Annotated in this window: 17 protein-coding genes; 8 read left to right on the top strand and 9 right to left on the bottom strand. The window is 51.7% G+C overall.

All coding sequences use genetic code 11. From position 1 onward, the window contains the following. Window positions 1-2: 2 nt before the first annotated feature. The 3 genes from KDX31_02640 to KDX31_02630 are packed head-to-tail and all read right to left on the bottom strand — an operon-like array spanning window position 3 to window position 3253. A complete protein-coding gene (locus KDX31_02640) occupies window positions 3-1169 on the bottom strand; it encodes a hydroxymethylglutaryl-CoA synthase (GenBank protein ID UTW03948.1) in 1167 nt (388 codons plus the stop codon). Between the two features lie 15 nt (window positions 1170-1184). Continuing rightward, window positions 1185-2216 carry a type 2 isopentenyl-diphosphate Delta-isomerase gene (fni, locus tag KDX31_02635; protein ID UTW03947.1) on the bottom strand — a complete coding sequence of 344 codons (1032 nt, stop codon included), beginning with the start codon at window positions 2214-2216 and terminating at the stop codon, window positions 1185-1187. Next, window positions 2216-3253, bottom strand: a complete 1038-nt coding sequence (locus KDX31_02630; protein ID UTW03946.1) for a hydroxymethylglutaryl-CoA reductase — start codon at window positions 3251-3253, stop codon at window positions 2216-2218. Before KDX31_02630 ends, fni begins: the two co-directional genes overlap by 1 nt. A 264-nt stretch (window positions 3254-3517) precedes the next feature. Here KDX31_02630 and KDX31_02625 point away from each other — a divergent pair, with 264 nt between their 5' ends. Continuing rightward, on the top strand, window positions 3518-3883 hold the full coding sequence (locus KDX31_02625) for a hypothetical protein (protein ID UTW03945.1): 366 nt from the start codon (window positions 3518-3520) through the stop codon (window positions 3881-3883). Window positions 3884-3938: 55 nt separating this feature from the next. Here the strand turns inward: KDX31_02625 and KDX31_02620 are convergent, their stop codons facing one another. From KDX31_02620 to KDX31_02610, 3 genes are all read right to left on the bottom strand, one after another. Beyond that, on the bottom strand, window positions 3939-5528 hold the full coding sequence (locus KDX31_02620) for a tetratricopeptide repeat protein (protein UTW03944.1): 1590 nt from the start codon (window positions 5526-5528) through the stop codon (window positions 3939-3941). Between the two features lie 123 nt (window positions 5529-5651). Continuing rightward, entirely contained in the window at window positions 5652-6878 is a 1227-nt protein-coding gene (locus KDX31_02615; protein ID UTW03943.1) for an argininosuccinate synthase, read from the bottom strand. 143 nt (window positions 6879-7021) lie between these two features. After that, a complete protein-coding gene (locus KDX31_02610; GenBank protein UTW03942.1) occupies window positions 7022-7870 on the bottom strand; it encodes an OmpA family protein in 849 nt (282 codons plus the stop codon). Window positions 7871-8104: 234 nt separating this feature from the next. Here KDX31_02610 and rnt point away from each other — a divergent pair, with 234 nt between their 5' ends. Continuing rightward, window positions 8105-8725, top strand: coding sequence for a ribonuclease T (rnt, locus tag KDX31_02605; protein ID UTW05271.1), 621 nt, complete (start codon window positions 8105-8107; stop codon window positions 8723-8725). Window positions 8726-8914: 189 nt separating this feature from the next. Here the strand turns inward: rnt and KDX31_02600 are convergent, their stop codons facing one another. Together KDX31_02600 and grxD are read right to left on the bottom strand one after the other, a co-directional pair. Continuing rightward, window positions 8915-9517, bottom strand: a complete 603-nt coding sequence (locus KDX31_02600) for a peroxiredoxin C (GenBank protein UTW03941.1) — start codon at window positions 9515-9517, stop codon at window positions 8915-8917. 194 nt (window positions 9518-9711) lie between these two features. Continuing rightward, entirely contained in the window at window positions 9712-10047 is a 336-nt protein-coding gene (gene grxD, locus KDX31_02595) for a Grx4 family monothiol glutaredoxin (protein ID UTW03940.1), read from the bottom strand. A gap of 314 nt (window positions 10048-10361) precedes the next feature. Here grxD and KDX31_02590 point away from each other — a divergent pair, with 314 nt between their 5' ends. The 4 genes from KDX31_02590 (at window position 10362) to KDX31_02575 (ending at window position 14029) form a co-directional block, all read left to right on the top strand. Then, window positions 10362-11546, top strand: coding sequence for an aspartate aminotransferase family protein (locus KDX31_02590; protein UTW03939.1), 1185 nt, complete (start codon window positions 10362-10364; stop codon window positions 11544-11546). A 42-nt stretch (window positions 11547-11588) separates the two neighbouring features. Further along, complete coding sequence (gene argF / locus KDX31_02585) at window positions 11589-12503, top strand: ornithine carbamoyltransferase (protein UTW03938.1); 915 nt, start codon at window positions 11589-11591, stop codon at window positions 12501-12503. Between the two features lie 162 nt (window positions 12504-12665). Further along, window positions 12666-13580, top strand: a complete 915-nt coding sequence (locus tag KDX31_02580; protein UTW03937.1) for a LysR family transcriptional regulator — start codon at window positions 12666-12668, stop codon at window positions 13578-13580. Beyond that, a complete protein-coding gene (locus KDX31_02575; protein UTW03936.1) occupies window positions 13580-14029 on the top strand; it encodes a hypothetical protein in 450 nt (149 codons plus the stop codon). Before KDX31_02580 ends, KDX31_02575 begins: the two co-directional genes overlap by 1 nt. A 2-nt stretch (window positions 14030-14031) precedes the next feature. Here the strand turns inward: KDX31_02575 and KDX31_02570 are convergent, their stop codons facing one another. Then, the gene (locus KDX31_02570; GenBank protein ID UTW03935.1) at window positions 14032-14409 is read right to left on the bottom strand and encodes a carboxymuconolactone decarboxylase family protein; all 378 of its coding nucleotides are present in this window, start codon (window positions 14407-14409) and stop codon (window positions 14032-14034) included. Window positions 14410-14610: 201 nt separating this feature from the next. Here KDX31_02570 and KDX31_02565 point away from each other — a divergent pair, with 201 nt between their 5' ends. Together KDX31_02565 and KDX31_02560 are read left to right on the top strand one after the other, a co-directional pair. Then, the gene (locus KDX31_02565; GenBank protein UTW03934.1) at window positions 14611-15966 is read left to right on the top strand and encodes a 3-deoxy-7-phosphoheptulonate synthase class II; all 1356 of its coding nucleotides are present in this window, start codon (window positions 14611-14613) and stop codon (window positions 15964-15966) included. Beyond that, window positions 15966-16292 carry a YqcC family protein gene (locus KDX31_02560; protein ID UTW03933.1) on the top strand — a complete coding sequence of 109 codons (327 nt, stop codon included), beginning with the start codon at window positions 15966-15968 and terminating at the stop codon, window positions 16290-16292. The genes KDX31_02565 and KDX31_02560 overlap by 1 nt, the downstream gene beginning before the upstream one ends. Window positions 16293-16299: the final 7 nt, after the last annotated feature.

Below are 16299 nucleotides of genomic sequence, written 5' to 3'. Positions count from 1 at the left end.
CCTTAGCAGGAGATATATTCACGCTTATGATGGGAGATGCCCGCCAGGCGGAAGCGACCGGTGGTACCTTCCGTCTTGGTATGTACCCCACCATCAACCGGATCGGTATCGTTGTACAGTTCCAGATACTCTTCGTAGCTCACTTCACTGCGGGCGTCCAGCATCGACTGATGCCTGTCCCCGTGAAGGTATTTCTCATAGCCGGAGACAATTTTTCCAGAAAAGAACTCTGCCACCGAACCGGAACCATAACTGAAAAAGCCGACCCGTTTACCCGCCAGGTTTTGCTTACAGTTTTCCAGCAGAGAAGCCAGACCGATATACATCGAAGCGGTGTAGCTGTTGCCGATAATACGGTTATACAGCAGGGTGTCCTCAACCTGAAGATCGAGCAACTCAGGGGTCAGAACACTGTTATTGATCCGCGCCAGATGTTTGTGCGCTTTCTGTGCCATACGGGTAAATGGCAGGTGATAACAGAAATGCTGAAAATCAGTGAACGCCAGGGAGCTGACTTCACGAAAGTGTTCCCAGGCATGCTTCAGCGATTGCAGATAGATTTTGGTTGAGTACTTACCATCCACCAGCGCGGTTGAACGGTAGTTCGGACGCCAGAAATCCATCACATCTTCGGTGTGATTACCGACTTCAGGATCCAGTTCCACCAGCCGGGGGCTGGCTGCAATCAGCAGTGCGACTGCGCCACATCCCTGAGTCGCCTCTCCTGAGGTCCCCAAATCATATCGGGCCACATCAGAAGCGATCACCAACACCTTCTTTTCTGGCTGACGGGCAACCAGAGCGCAGGCCATCTGAATCGCGGCCGTTGCACTGTAGCAGGCCTGCTTCAGCTCGACGACACGACACCGGGAGGTCAGACCAAGCAACCGATGCACATAGACACCCGCGGACTTAGACTGATCGATACCGGTTTCGGTGGCGAACATGACCGTGCTGATGGCATCCGGTCCAACCCGTTCAATCAGAGGCAGGGCTGCATTTGCCGCCATCGTAACGACATCTTCATCCGGGGCAGGCATCCCCATCTTCTCCTGCCCTATACCCTGATAATATTTTTCAGCATCGATCTCCTGGACCATTGCCAGGTTTTTCAGATCCAGAAAATAATTGGAGGTGTAAAAGCTGATTTCATCAATACCGACGGACATACGTACTTAAAATCCTCAACGCTCGCCCAGAATGAGAGCCCGATTCATAAATAAACTATTAACATCCGGCATTCCCAGCAAAAACATAGCTGTGGTGAATTCACGCCGGCGTTGCTCTATTACCCTGACCACTGAATCGGCGGAATCCATTGCCGGTTTCAGGAACGGTGCGGCCATGCCGCAGAGCGAGGCGCCGAGTATAACAGATTTAACCATATCAATCCCATCCCTGAGACCGCCACTGGCGATGAAACCTGCACTATTTTGATACGGCTGAGCCAGTTTAAGGGCCTGCGGCGTCGGAATTCCCCAATCCTGGAAGCAGAGCCCCAGATCATCACCGCTTTTTTCACTGCGATGATGCTCAATGCGACTCCATGACGTCCCGCCTGAACCGGCCAGATCAAACCAGCGTATACCCGCGGCGATTCCCATTTCGATATCTGCAGGTGATAACCCCGCCCCCACCTCTTTCAGCAATACCGGTTTGTTCAGTCCCGTTGCAATGGCGGCAATCTTTTCCCGCAGACCAGAGAAGTCAGTATCGCCCTCCGGCTGCACCGCCTCCTGAAGCGGGTTCAGGTGCAGATACAGACCATCAGCCCCCAGCAGATCAACGGCGCGCTGACACTGATCAAGGGAGAAATCATAATTCAGCTGCACTGCGCCGATATTCCCCAACAGCACAGTATTCGGCGCATATGACCGCAGATCAAAGCTTTCACGCGCGGATGGCTGAGTAAACATAACCCGCTGCGACCCTACCGCCAGCGCGACACCGGTCCGTTCCGCAGCTTCAGCCAGATTGCGATTGATAGTTTTAATCAGAGAGTGATCACCACCGGTCATGGAAGAGATCAGCAGCGGAAAGCTGAGCCTTTTACCGAGAAACTCGACCGAAGTATCGATCTGCTCCAGCGCCAGCTCAGGTAACCCCCGGTGGATGAGGTGGATCTGGTCAAAAAAACGACCGTCACGATCCGTCAGCGGATCTTTCTCAATCGCCCGGATATGCTCAATTTTTCGGTCGTTGGTCTGATCAGACATCAGCGTTCCATTTTAAGATGAGATTCCATCAACTCGCCCGGATTGGTCTGAGCGGCCATCAAAGACAGCTCACCACAAAGCACTGTGGCGGCGCAGATAGCCGCAAGCCTGCGGGCATTTTCACCCGGCTCGCGAGATTCTTTACACCCGAGAGCGGCCAGATTTTGTTCGACAAAGTCGATCCCTTTACCGTTACCGACGCTACCCACAATCAGGTTAGGCAGAGTACAGGAGAAATACAGATCGCCATTACGCACCTCGGCATGCACAATCCCCTGTGATCCTTCAACAATATTAGCGGCATCCTGACCCGTGGCCAGATAAAAAGCCAGCAACATATTGGCATAGTGGGCATTAGCACTGCGCAATCCGCCCGCCAGCATGGTACCAATTAGGTTTTTCTTGATATTCAGATCAACCACTTTTTCAGGCGTGGTTTTAAGCCGTCGCTCACAGAGATCACGGGGAATCAGAATCTCACTGATCACATATTTACCCCGCCCCAGAATTCCGTTAACCGCGGTCGCTTTCTTATCTGAACAGTAGTTTGCCGAAATCGAAGAGTAACGCAGCTGTGGGTATTCACTCAGAATCCACGGAATCAGTTTATCCGCGGCATTGGTCACCATATTATGACCCGAGGCATCCCCGGTGGTGAACTCCAGACGCAGATAGATCAGGTTAGCAACAATCTGACTATTCATATCGATCAGTTTGGCAAACCGGCTGGTCGTTGCCACAACCTGATTAAGATCATCCTGACGGGCTTTAATCGACTCCAGCGCAGTGTAAGCCTCGAGCGCGTCATCCGCCTCAAGCAGAATCGAACGACTCATACGCTCATCGACAACAGTGGTCTTGATACCCTCGTCAGTCAGCGCTGAGATACGCGCTCCCCGGCCGACAGAGGGCCAGAGCGGGGTTTCGTAGGTCGCCAAAGGCACTGAAACTTTTTCGTTCAGCACATGTCCGCTGATTTTAATCGGCCCGACGGTACGCATTGGAATCGGTGCTTGCTGAACTTTATGGGATTTCATAATCTCTCGGTACAATAAAAAAGGGCTGCCGCGATCATTATGAGTATGATCTGCACTGCAACCCTTCAGGAAGCTCGTTTAGAGGGGGGATTTTATATAGCCACTCTTCATTATGCAATCGAAGCACTATCGACAAACTCCGGTGCCATGACACAGATCAGCCGCTAATTTGTCCCCAAACTGCCAGCGCAGACTTGACCCACCGGAAGAATGGCCGCCATACTTAGCGTTATTCAATCTATCAGACCAGCGGAACCCGGGCCTATGCTCTATGCAATCAGAAATGAACAGGGACAGATCACCTCTCTGTCTGCACACCCTGCTGAGAACTCAACGGTCGCCAATATTGCCGACCCGGAAGTCATTAACTTCCTCTCCAGCAATAATAACGAGACTGAAAGTCCGCAAGAGATTCTGAATAAGACCGACTCAGAAGTCAGCCGGATTATTGAAGACCTGATCGATCTGCTGATCGCCAAACAAACCATTCTGTTCACTGACCTGCCAGAAGCCGCACAGCAGAAACTGCTGGCCCGTAAGCTGGCCCGTTCCGCTTATGACGTCGATGAGAATGATCGGCCGGTTATGGAAAACTCTATTCTCGGCGATGACGACAGTATTTTATTCTGAATTCAAAACAGCAGGCTTAAGCACGAAGGTCGTCACACTAAGCTAGTTACAAGCGTCAGATATTCTCTTCAACTTCACGCTTAACGTCTACCATCGCTTTGATCATATCGGCACACCTGTCAGACAGCGACAGGTAACGTTTCTGTTGACGCAGACTCAGCGCCCCATAGTTAATACCGTAGAGCGCATTATCACACTGCAGTAATAATTCTGCCCGCTCCCCCCCGGGACGGCGAGCCTGCTCGAGCGCAGCCTGCACCAGATTCAGTGTCAGACTTGGATTATTGGGCAGGATACTATCAGCACGTACAAAAAATCTGAGCGCTTTCTGATAATCCTTCTTACGATAGCAAAGCATCCCCTGGATATTGAGTTTCCCCCACTCCAGCGCTGAACTGTCCCGATTGACATGCTGCTTCATCGCCTGGGCATCGGTTTCCACCGAGGTACCCTCCATACCTTCCAGAAAGGGCTCCACCCACTCGGCCTTCTCAGTCAGCTCAAGCTCACAGAACAGATCAAACGCATTACGAGCGGCAAAATTGGCACGCTCCTGCGCTCCGGCACGACGATACACCTGCGCAGCCATCAGGCGCGATTTAAATTGCACGACAGGCTCACCCGGAAACGCCAGCACCACGTCCTCAAGCGTCCGGATCGCATGCTCTTCTATACCCCGGTCAAAATTATCCCGGGCCAGTAGCGCAGAGACCAGACTGAAGTAATAGTCATCCGACTGAAAACTGCTTTGCCGGGAATGCCGAATCGCACTGCCATAGGCTTCAACCGCTACATTCCACTCCTGATTCTGGGCCGCCAGACTGCCCAGAGTCCCCAAAAGCTCGGGTACCGTGGGCTGTAACATAACCGCTTTACGCAGCAAACTGATTGCATCTCCCCGCTCACCCAATGCACGGTAAGTCCGTGCCAACCAGGTATAGGCCTCGACACAGAAATGAGAATCATCGATCACCTGCTGCAGAACCTGACGGGCACTCAGATAATCCCCCTGATGACATAGCGCCATCCCCTGCCCTACCTGAGCCCAGGGTTGCACACGCTGAGCAACGATAGCACCAAACAGCTGTTCAGCGTCGGCATAGCCCCCCTTTTCAAGCAGGATAATGCCCCGCATTCGCTGGATATAAAGTCTCAGTGCCGGATAACTCTGGGTCAGCTTGTCACACATCAACAAAGCCTCTTGCCGCTGCCCCTGATCGAGCAACTCATCAAGTGGCTGCATCACCTGCTTAACCCGCATGATTTTTTCTAAACGAAAGCGCACCTTAGGCTCGGCGTAGGGCTTAGAAATATAGGTATCGGGAGAACTATCCAGGGAACCGAACAGCAACTTAGAGCGCTCAGGGTCAACAATCAGAGAGTAAATTGTGGAAAACTGACGGATCCCCTCAGCAGTCGCTTCCTGAATCAGCTGAAGACCATTCTTATGGTCCTTGCCCAGGTCGAACAATACAAAGCAGATGTCGTAATGCTTCTCTCGCAGCAGCACCAGAGCCATATTGACAGATGAGGCGACCTGAATGTCAGCCACACCCATACTCCCCAGGATCATCTTGAGCTCAGCAAGATCTTCCAGGCGGTTATCAACAATCAGAACTTTTTTATCCGAGTAGCTGATTTCCATAAGTCCTACATCAGAATGGAATTTATCAAAGTATCATATAAATCAGATAATTATCAAAGTAGTCCAGAGACAAAAAAACCCCGATATGGGTACATATCAGGGCTTTTCATGCATATAGCAAAATCAGCCGTTCAGCAGATCCCGACCTTTACTGGCAGCGATACGCATACGCAGCGCATTCAGCTTGATAAAGCCGGCTGCATCTTTCTGATCGTAAGAGCCTGCATCATCTTCAAACGTTGCGATACTCTCGTCGAAAAGACTGTTTTCAGAGCGACGACCGACAACAATAACGTTGCCCTTATAAAGCTTAAGGCGTACATCACCATTAACGTTACGCTGAGAGAAGTCAATCATCTGCTGCATCATCTTACGCTCTTCAGACCACCAGAAACCGTTATAGATAGTTTTGGCATAACGTGGCATCAGCTCATCTTTCAGGTGCGCAACTTCACGATCCAGAGTGATTGATTCAATCGCCCGGTGTGCACGCAGCATGATAGAGCCCCCCGGAGTTTCGTAGCAGCCCCGGGACTTCATACCAACGAAGCGGTTTTCAACGATATCCAGACGACCAACGCCGTTCTCACCACCGACTTTATTCAGATACTCAAGGACGGTCGCAGGACTCATTGGCTGGCCATCAATCGCAACGATATCGCCTTTCTCGTAAGTCAGTTCCAGATACGTTGCCTGATCCGGTGCCTCTTCAGGCGATACAGACCAGCGCCACATATCCGCTTCTGCCTCAGCCCATGGATCTTCCAGAATGTCTCCCTCATAGGAGATGTGCAGCAGGTTCGCATCCATTGAGTAAGGAGACTTCTTCTTACTGCTGGAGAAATCAACCGGAATGTTGTGTTCTTTACAATAGTCCATCAGGGTTTCGCGGGAAGTCAGATCCCACTCACGCCATGGCGCAATCACCTGAACGCCCGGCTTCAGCGCATAAGCACCCAGCTCGAAACGCACCTGGTCATTACCTTTACCGGTGGCACCGTGAGAGATCGCATCAGCACCCGTTTCATTGGCGATTTCGATCAGACGCTTGGCAATCAGCGGACGAGCGATGGAGGTACCCAGCAGATACTCACCTTCGTAGATAGTATTGGCACGGAACATCGGGAAGACAAAGTCACGCACAAATTCTTCGCGCAGATCTTCAATATAGATCTCTTTCACGCCCAGCGCTTCAGCTTTGGCACGAGCCGGCTCAACCTCTTCACCCTGACCCAGGTCAGCCGTAAAGGTTACCACTTCGCAATTATAAGTTTCCTGTAACCAACGTACGATTACAGATGTATCAAGGCCGCCGGAATAGGCCAGCACAACCTTTTTGATGTCGGACATAGAGAGGCTCCAAACGCAAAATCAGCCCGTAGAGAGCACCATAGTCTCTACCGGATACCTAAAATAGGAAAGGGCGCAATTGTAGCACGATTACGCCAGAGTAACAGGGGGATTAAAGCACCAGAATCAGACAGCAGGCACGGTTAGTTTCGGTCTAAGCGGATAGTCACCCGGCGACTGCGCTCCCGGGTAAGACGATCATTACTCTGAGCAACAGGATAACGCTCACCATGATAGCGGGTGGTGATCCGTTCAGGACTGACACCTTTCTGCTCCAGATAAGCAGACACCGCTTCGGCCCGTTTTTTAGACAGATCACGGTTAGCCAGTCGCCGCCCCTGAGCATCGGAGTGACCATCAACATAGATCGATTTCACTGAGTCATCGCTGTTAACGTAGATCGCAATCAGGTCAAGACGCGCTTTGGTAGAATCTGACAGCTGCCATTGAGCAGAGGGAAACAACACCGCGGTTCGGGCGATCTGCCGGTAGTTCACCGGCAACAGATCAGAGATACAATCAGCATACGCCTGATAGGCTGGTGGAAAGTTAGCCGCCGACAGTCCTATACGCACTGTTTCGCCGGTTTCAGCCCAGTTCTGCGCCAGAAATGTCGGCATACGTCCCCGAAACAGGCTGGCCAGCATCTGTTGAGAATAACTGCTCGGTACCGCTATCGTACCGTCAGCCGCAAACTTGACAGCCCCAATCTCGCGGGTTGCAATACCTGGCTGCCATGGCGAAGCCGCCTCCATAATCCGCACCTGCCCTTTCAGGCCATGCCCCTGCAACGGCATGAGGGTAAAACGAACGGTTTCTCCGGCCTCATGATTAAATTCACCTTCACCAAACAGAGGAATCTTCTGTGACAGGCGGCAACTGAATTTCGACGCTTCCAAGTCCCAGCGGGACTGCTCAATCGATGCAGAATAGCCTACCGCGAAGCCCGGCATAGAAAAGGTCAATAAAAGCAACATCACGGCAATACGCATAAACAACCAGAATTCAGGAGAAATTAAGGAATTAGTCTGCCATCCTGTATCGGCACATACCCAAAAAGCTTTAGACTCTAACACGCTAGCACCTTTGCAAATGAACATTGCAGAGTTATTTGTGAAAACCAGAGCAACTCATTACACTTGAGCTCAGCTAATCACCAGAACCTGGCTGTTGAAATCAGCCATTAAGGATATGCATTGAACAGAAGCGCTCAGTACCAGCACCCGATGTCAAACCGTTTCCGGGGCTACCTTCCCGTTGTGATCGACGTGGAAACCGCCGGCTTTAATGCACAGACAGATGCACTGCTGGAAATTGCAGCAGTCACCCTGACTATGGATGATGACGGCAATCTCCTTATTGATGAGAGTTATGAGTTTAATGTTGCCCCTTTTGAAGGCGCCAACCTTGAAAAATCAGCGCTGGACTTCACCGGAATCGATCCCTACAACCCGTTAAGGGGAGCCATTCCCGAAGAGGAAGCACTGGAAAAGATTTTCAAGCCGATTCGTAAAGCGGTGAAGTCACACAACTGCAAACGCGCGATTCTGGTCGGCCACAACGCCTCATTTGATCATGGGTTCGTGACTGCCGCGGCCGAGCGCTGCGATATTAAACGCAACCCATTTCACCCGTTCTCAACCTTTGATACCGCCACCCTGGCCGGCCTCGCGTTTGGCCATACTGTGCTGGCCAGATCCTGCGATCTGGCCGATATCGATTTCGATGGTAAGCAGGCACACTCTGCCCTCTATGACACGATGAAAACCGCAGAACTGTTCTGCACAATCGTTAACCGCTGGAAGGATCTCGGTGGCTGGCAGATGGTGGAAGACCGGTTCGAATGAAAAAAACAGTGATTAGCTGTTAGACGCGACTGTGTCGCTTGCCAGGAAAAGCTCGTACAGCGTTTATCTACAGTTCACTTTCAGACATAAAAAAAACCGCCAGATGGCGGTTTTTTTATCTAGCTACTAGCAAGTATCGCGCAGCGATACGTCTAGCGGCTGCTCTATTAACGCTATGCGTTAAAAGAATTACAGCTTATCAGCGTTCTCGCTCAGGTATGCTGCTACGCCTGCAGGAGAAGCGTCCATACCTTTGTCGCCTTCAGTCCAGCCAGCTGGGCAAACTTCACCGTTAGTCTGGTGGAACGCCAGAGCGTCAACCATACGCAGCATTTCGTCAACGTTACGACCCAGTGGCAGATCGTTAACAACCTGGTGACGTACCAGACCATCTTCGTCGATCAGGAAAGAACCACGGAAAGCCATACCACCTTCAGACTCAACATCGTAATCTTTACAGATACTGTGAGTCATATCGGCAACCAGTGTGTACTTAACAGGACCAATACCACCCTGATCAACAGGGGTGTTACGCCAAGCGTTGTGAGAGAAGTGAGAATCGATAGAAACACCGATCACTTCAACGTTACGCTTCTTGAACTCTTCAATACGGTGATCAAAAGCCAGCAGCTCAGACGGACAAACAAAGGTGAAGTCCAGTGGGTAGAAGAATACTACAGCTTTCTTACCTTTAATTGCTTCAGACAAGGTGAAAGAATCAACGATATCACCGTTACCCAGTACCGCTGCTGTAGTAAAATCAGGAGCCTGCTTACCTACTAATACGCCCATTTCTTTATCTCCATTATTAAAAGCGTTAAACGACTAATAAAATATCATTCACACAAGGTGTAAAATTCAAAGTAGCGATAGCTTAGTTGCAGTGGCTTTATAACACTAATTAAAGACAACTATACAACTGATAAACTATGCCTATCAGAACATCCCTTTTCAGAATGCTCCCTTAAAACGTAACGGTTCCGCAATCAGCTTTCAGCAGAATCGTCTTCTACTGCGATTGAATCAATCAGCTCTTTCAGCTCCCCATTGGCAGACATTTCAGCAATAATGTCACAACCGCCGATCAGCTCACCTTTAATCCACAGCTGCGGAAAGGTTGGCCAGTTTGCATATTTAGGCAGCTCTGCACGAATTTCAGGACTTTCCAGAATATTTACAAATGCAAAACGGGCGCCACAGGCCATAATCGCTTCAGACGCACGGGAAGAGAAACCGCACTGAGGAAAACGTGGTGTACCCTTCATGTATAAGAGGATATCGTTGGATTCAATTTGCTCTTTTATCGTGTCTATAACGCTCATAAATCTACCTATGTTTTAACTGGCCGCCAGCTCTCTGGCGTTAATCTTCATTGATGACGAAATCCTAGCATAAACCCGATCAATTTACTCGGGTATAGACTGGAAAAATCAGCTTTAATATTCACCACTATAATAAACGCTGACTAGAAAAACTGCATTTGATTATATATGGGGTCGACTATACTGGATCTCAAGTTCTGTACAGCATCTTGCTTATTCTCAGGCAAGTACATAGAATGGCTGGTTTTCCGTTCGGCAGCCAATAATAAGCTGCCGTTTTGCGTTACCATAAGGGACTTAATTGAGGGACTTCGATGTCTACACAGCCCGTTATGAATACTTACTCGCGCCTTTCCGTAGCATTTGACCACGGACAGGGCTGCTGGCTGTTTGATACAGATGGCAACAAATATCTGGACGCGCTCAGCGGCATCGCTGTATGTGGTCTGGGTCACGCACATCCGGCCGTCACGACAGCGATCAGTGAACAGGCCAGCCAGCTGATTCACACGTCAAACCTGTATACCATCACCAACCAGGAACGTCTGGCTGAACGTCTGACCCAGATATCCGGTATGGATAACGTGTTTTTTGGTAATTCAGGTGCCGAAGCCAATGAAGCGGCGATAAAGATAGCCCGTAAATTCGGGCACTCAAAAGGGATCGAAAAGCCGACCATCATCGTTATGGAAGGCGCTTTCCACGGCCGCACCATGGCCACCCTGAGTGCCACCGGTAATCGTTCGGCTCAGGCCGGCTTTGAACCCCTGGTCGGCGGTTTTGTTCGCGCTCCCTATAATGATGTTGACGCGGTGAAAAACATTATCAGCAACAACGCTGATGTCGTTGCCATCCTCGTTGAACCGATTCAGGGGGAAGGCGGTATTATCATTCCCGCTGATGATTATCTCAATCAGCTACGGGATGTCTGCGATGCGAATGACATGCTGCTGATGCTGGACGAGGTGCAAACCGGAAACGGCCGCACCGGCACCTATTTCTCCTATCAGCAGAACGGTATCTTACCGGATGTCGTCACTACCGCTAAAGGCCTGGGTAATGGCGTACCGATTGGTGCCTGCCTCGCAAGCGGTAAAGCCGCTGATATTCTAACCCCTGGCAATCACGGCTCAACGTATGGCGGCAACCCGCTCTGCTGTGCCGCGGCACTGGCTGTCGTTGATACCATTACCGATGAGAAGCTGGATCAGCGCGCGGCAGAGCTGGGCAACCGGATCGCTGAAGGCTTTCGCTCCCAGCTGGGCGATGCTTCATACGTCAAAGAGATTCGCAACAAAGGCCTGCTGCTGGCCATTGAGCTGACCGAAGCCGGCACAGAACTGGCGGTACTCTCTAAAGTTAAAGGCGTACTTCTTAATGTCACCGGCGGCGGTAAAGTGGTACGTATGCTGCCACCGCTGATAATGAGCGACACCGAAGCGGAGCTACTGGTCAATACGGTCTCCCGCATCATCAAAGTCTATATGGCTGACGAATAACTGGATCTGAGCTAAGGCCTGATTTATCAGGCCTTCTTTACTATGACAACAAGACACTTTCTGACACTGCTGGACCTGACACCGGATGAGCTGAACAAGCTGATCAGGCGTGCTACAGAGCTGAAGCAGATACGCAACAATGGCGAAATCTACGAGCCGCTTTCCAATCAGGTAATGGCGATGATCTTTGAAAAATCATCGACCCGTACCCGGGTTTCATTTGAGGCGGGTATGGCACACCTGGGCGGTCACGCCCTGTTCCTGTCTTCACGGGACACTCAGCTGGGCCGTGGTGAGCCGATAGAAGATAGCGCCAGAGTTATCTCCAGCATGTGTGACGTGGTTATGATCCGCACCTTTGAGCATGAAACGGTCACCACCTTTGCCGCGCATTCACGGGTGCCGGTTATCAATGCCCTGACCGATGATTACCATCCCTGCCAGTTGCTGGCTGACATGCAGACGTTCCTTGAACACCGGGGCGATATCAAAGGTAAAACCGTCAGCTGGATCGGCGATGGCAACAATATGTGCAACTCATATATTAACGCCGCCCGCCAGTTTGACTTTAAACTTCAGGTGGCATGCCCTGAAGGGTTTGATCCGAATGCCGAACTGCTCGCTGCCAACAGCGACCGGGTAGTAATCTTCCGCACCCCGGAAGAAGCGGTAAAAGGCAGTCATCTGGTGGTGACTGATGTCTGGGCCTCAATGGGCCAGGAAGATGAGCAGAAAGAGCGCGAAAGAGAATTCAAAGGCTACCAGGTCACCCCGGAGCTGATGGACCTTGCCGATCCGGATGCAATCTTTATGCACTGCCTCCCCGCACACCGGGGCGAAGAGGTCAGTGCTGAAATGATGGACGATCCCCGCTCTGTCGTTTTTGACGAAGCCGAAAACCGCTTACACGCGCAAAAAGCGTTGCTGGAGTTTCTGCTGGTCAAGCCTTCTGCCTGAAACAGCCAGTAAAACCAGATGATTGCGGCATTCAATCGCTGAACAATGCCCCTTCACTGCTCAGGCCCGCGTCCAGGCGGGCCTTATACCCTACAAAGATGCCGCATGAGTCAAATTCATACTATACTCAGATTCACAGAATAATTATTGAGGCATTCCAGCATGATCGAACTTCGACACCTGAAAACTCTTTCTGCGCTGAGGGATGCGGGCAGTTTAGTTGAAGCTGCCGAACGAATTCATCTGACACAGTCTGCCCTCTCTCACCAGATCAAAGACCTCGAAGACCGACTCGATTGCTCACTCTTTATCCGTAAAACCAAACCCATCTGTTTTACCAGTGCCGGCCAGCGAATCTTGACGCTGGCCGATGACGTACTGCCGATGATCCGCAATGCGGAGAGAGATATTGCCCGCCTGGCAGGCGGTGAAGCGGGTCGCCTGAATATCTGCATAGAGTGTCACAGCTGTTTCGACTGGCTGATGCCAACCATTGACCACTTCCGCCAGAACTGGCCGGAAGTGGAGATGGATCTGACCACCGGTTTCAGCTTTCAGCCTCTGCCCGCACTGGCACGGGGCGATATCGATCTGGTAGTCACGGCCGATCCGGAGGAACGCAACGGCATAGCCTATATACCGCTGTTCACCTATGAATCAGTGCTGGCGATGAGCAAACAGCATCAACTGGTTGCCCGCAGAACGATTCATCCGCAGGACCTTGAGCATCAGACACTGATCACCTATCCGGTTGAACAACATCGCCTGGACGTGTTCAAGCACTTCCTTGACCCCGCAGGTATCGACCCCGATGAAGTGCGTACGTCTGAACTGACGGTGATGATCATGCAGCTGGTTGCCAGCGGCCGGGGGGTTTCTGCCCTGCCAAACTGGGCGATTCACCAGTATATCGAACAGGAATATATCACCTCCCGCCCACTCGGCGAAAAGGGGGTCTGGTGTACCCTGTATGCAGCGATTCGGGAAGACCAGAAAGATTCAGATTTCATGGTGGATTTCCTCAATACAGCGAAAGAGATCACCTTCCGTAATCTCAGCGGTATTAAGTCTGCCTGATGCTTACGCTTGGTAATCCGGAGAACGCCACCACCCTGCTCTACCTGCCTTCGCCACCGCTGACCGATACGAACACCCCTCTCAGTTACACCCGATTATGTGAATTAAATGGTAATCACTGGCGCAAAATTCTGATTATTCTGGCTAAACTGCAATCCACTGACGCGACATGGCGTCACTATCGTGACCAACAACTGCTGACGCAACACGAGGCGATCATCTTCACTGATCAGTTGCTCTGTGGCGACAAACTGCATATTGTCGCGGGCAAAGCGAGCTGGCAACGCCTGGGGCTCGATCAGCAGCAGTTCACGCCGATTGACGCGAGCGGCAGACTATTACGTCAGGATAATATCATCCTCACCCCCTACCCGGATTACCGCCAGTTTCCCAACACCCTGATTGAGCAGTTAAGACCGGTGATTCAGACATTCCGCTCCGCCAGCTGAGGTCAGCCCTGCCACTCGTCCAGCACCTCCTGCGCGGCCCGAAACGCTTCCTGTGCAGCAGGCGCACCACAATAAACGATGGAGTGCAGCAGCACCTCCTGAATCTCCTCCGGCGTGCAGCCATTGTTCAGTGCTCCGCGCACATGACCTTTCAGCTCAGCAGGGGCTTTCAGTGCTGCCAGCATTGCAATGGTCACCAGGCTGCGGGTCGAACGCGGCAAGCCTTCCCGCTGCCAGGTTGATCCCCAGGCATGTTCATTAATCCACTCCTGTAATGGCGCGGTCAGCTCGGTTGTATTGGCCTGAGCACGGGCGACGAAGGTTTCGCCCATCACTTCGGTGCGAACCCTGAGGCCGTTTTGTTTATCCTGTTCCGACATAATCACTATCCAATCTGCTGTTTGATAATCAACCAGGCTATCTCCGAGCCTGCATCTCTTTTTTTCACTTTCGTTTTCCCAGTCAGAACACACAATAACCGCTATTTCCGCCTGCAGGCCTTACCTGAGAAGAGCAACAGCGTTAAACTAGGTACCTATTAGAAAAAACCTTAAAATAGTCTCTTTTCAAAGCGGTATTTATTGATGGAAAACTGGTCTCCAGAAAGCTGGAAAAACAAACCTATTCTACAGCAACCTGAGTATCAGGATAGAGAAGCGGTCAACCAGGTTGAAGCTGAACTGGCCAAGCTTCCACCGCTGGTGTTTGCTGGCGAGGTTCGTTCACTGCATCAGCAACTGGCTGACGTGACAGCCGGCAAAGCATTCCTGCTGCAAGGCGGAGACTGTGCAGAAAGCTTTACTGAGTTCAGCGCAACCAATATCCGCAATACCTTTCAGGTGCTGTTGCAAATGGCGGTGGTGATGACCTTTGCCGGCAGCTGTCCGGTGGTTAAGGTCGCCCGCATCGCCGGCCAGTACGCCAAGCCCCGCTCCGCCGGAACGGAAATTATCGAAGGCGTAGAACTGCCCAGTTATCGTGGCGATATTATTAACGATATCGCCTTTAATGCTGCCTCGCGGGAACCGGATCCACAGCGTCTCATCCGTGCTTACCATCAGGCCACCTCGACCCTCAACCTGATGCGCGCCTTTGCTCAGGGGGGATTTGCCGATCTGCATAAGGTGCATCAGTGGAACCTGGGCTTTGTTCAGAAAAGTCCGCTGGGAGAAAAATATCAGCACCTGGCCAGTCAGATCGATGACACCCTGGCATTTATGGAAGCCTGCGGCATCAGCAGCAACAGCGTGCCACAACTGAGGGAAACAACGGTTTATACCTCACACGAGGCGCTGCTACTCAACTACGAACAGGCTCTGACACGTCAGGACAGCCTGACCAATCGCTGGTATGACTGCTCAGCCCATATGCTCTGGATCGGCGACCGTACCCGACAACTGGATGGCGCTCATATCGAATTCCTGCGCGGCGTTGAAAACCCGGTCGGGGTCAAAGTTGGCCCCAGCATGAAGCCGGATGAACTGATCAAACTGATCGATGCACTGAATCCGGACAACCAGGCAGGCCGACTGACACTGATCAGTCGTATGGGCGCCGACAATATCACCGAGATACTCCCGGCACTGGTACGCAGAGTAAAAGAGGAAGGCCGGGATGTTGTCTGGAGCTCCGACCCGATGCATGGCAATACCATTAAAGCCAGCAGCGGTTATAAGACCCGTAGCGTCAACAGCATCCTTAAAGAGATGAAAGGGTTCTTCGAAGTGCATCGCGCCGAAGGCACCTATGCCGGTGGTGTTCACTTTGAGATGACCGGTCAGAACGTCACCGAGTGTGTCGGCGGAGCCTACCAGATCACCGAAGAGGGACTGGCCGATCGCTATCACACCCATTGCGATCCACGTCTGAACGCTGATCAGGCGCTGGAACTGGCGTTCCTGATTGCCGATACCCTGAAGCAGGCCCGCAAGCGTTAATGGGACCACATGCAGAGCTGAGTCAGCTGTTATTAAAGATAGAAGCGGAGATGCGGGCCTGGTCACTCTGGGCCGCGACTCCACCAGCGGACTCTGCGCTGCAGAGCCTCCAGCCGTTCTGCATTGATACCCTGGATTTCTGGCAGTGGGTTCAGTGGATCATGGTGCCGCGCTTCAGGCAGATGATTGAGCAGCGGCAGCCGTTACCCCAAGGCAGCAACATAGCACCGATGGCTGAGGAAGCCCTCTGCGGCAGCTACGTAAAAAGCAATAAGCTGGCAGAATACTTCAACGCCCTCGACCTGCTTCTGACTCTGCGCCACTAAACTTCGA

The sequence above is a fragment of the Amphritea atlantica genome (assembly GCA_024397875.1).
GTDB classification, from domain to species: Bacteria; Pseudomonadota; Gammaproteobacteria; order Pseudomonadales; family Balneatricaceae; genus Amphritea; species Amphritea atlantica_B.
Note: the sequence above shows the minus strand (reverse complement) of the source record. Positions and strands in the feature narration are given on the sequence as shown.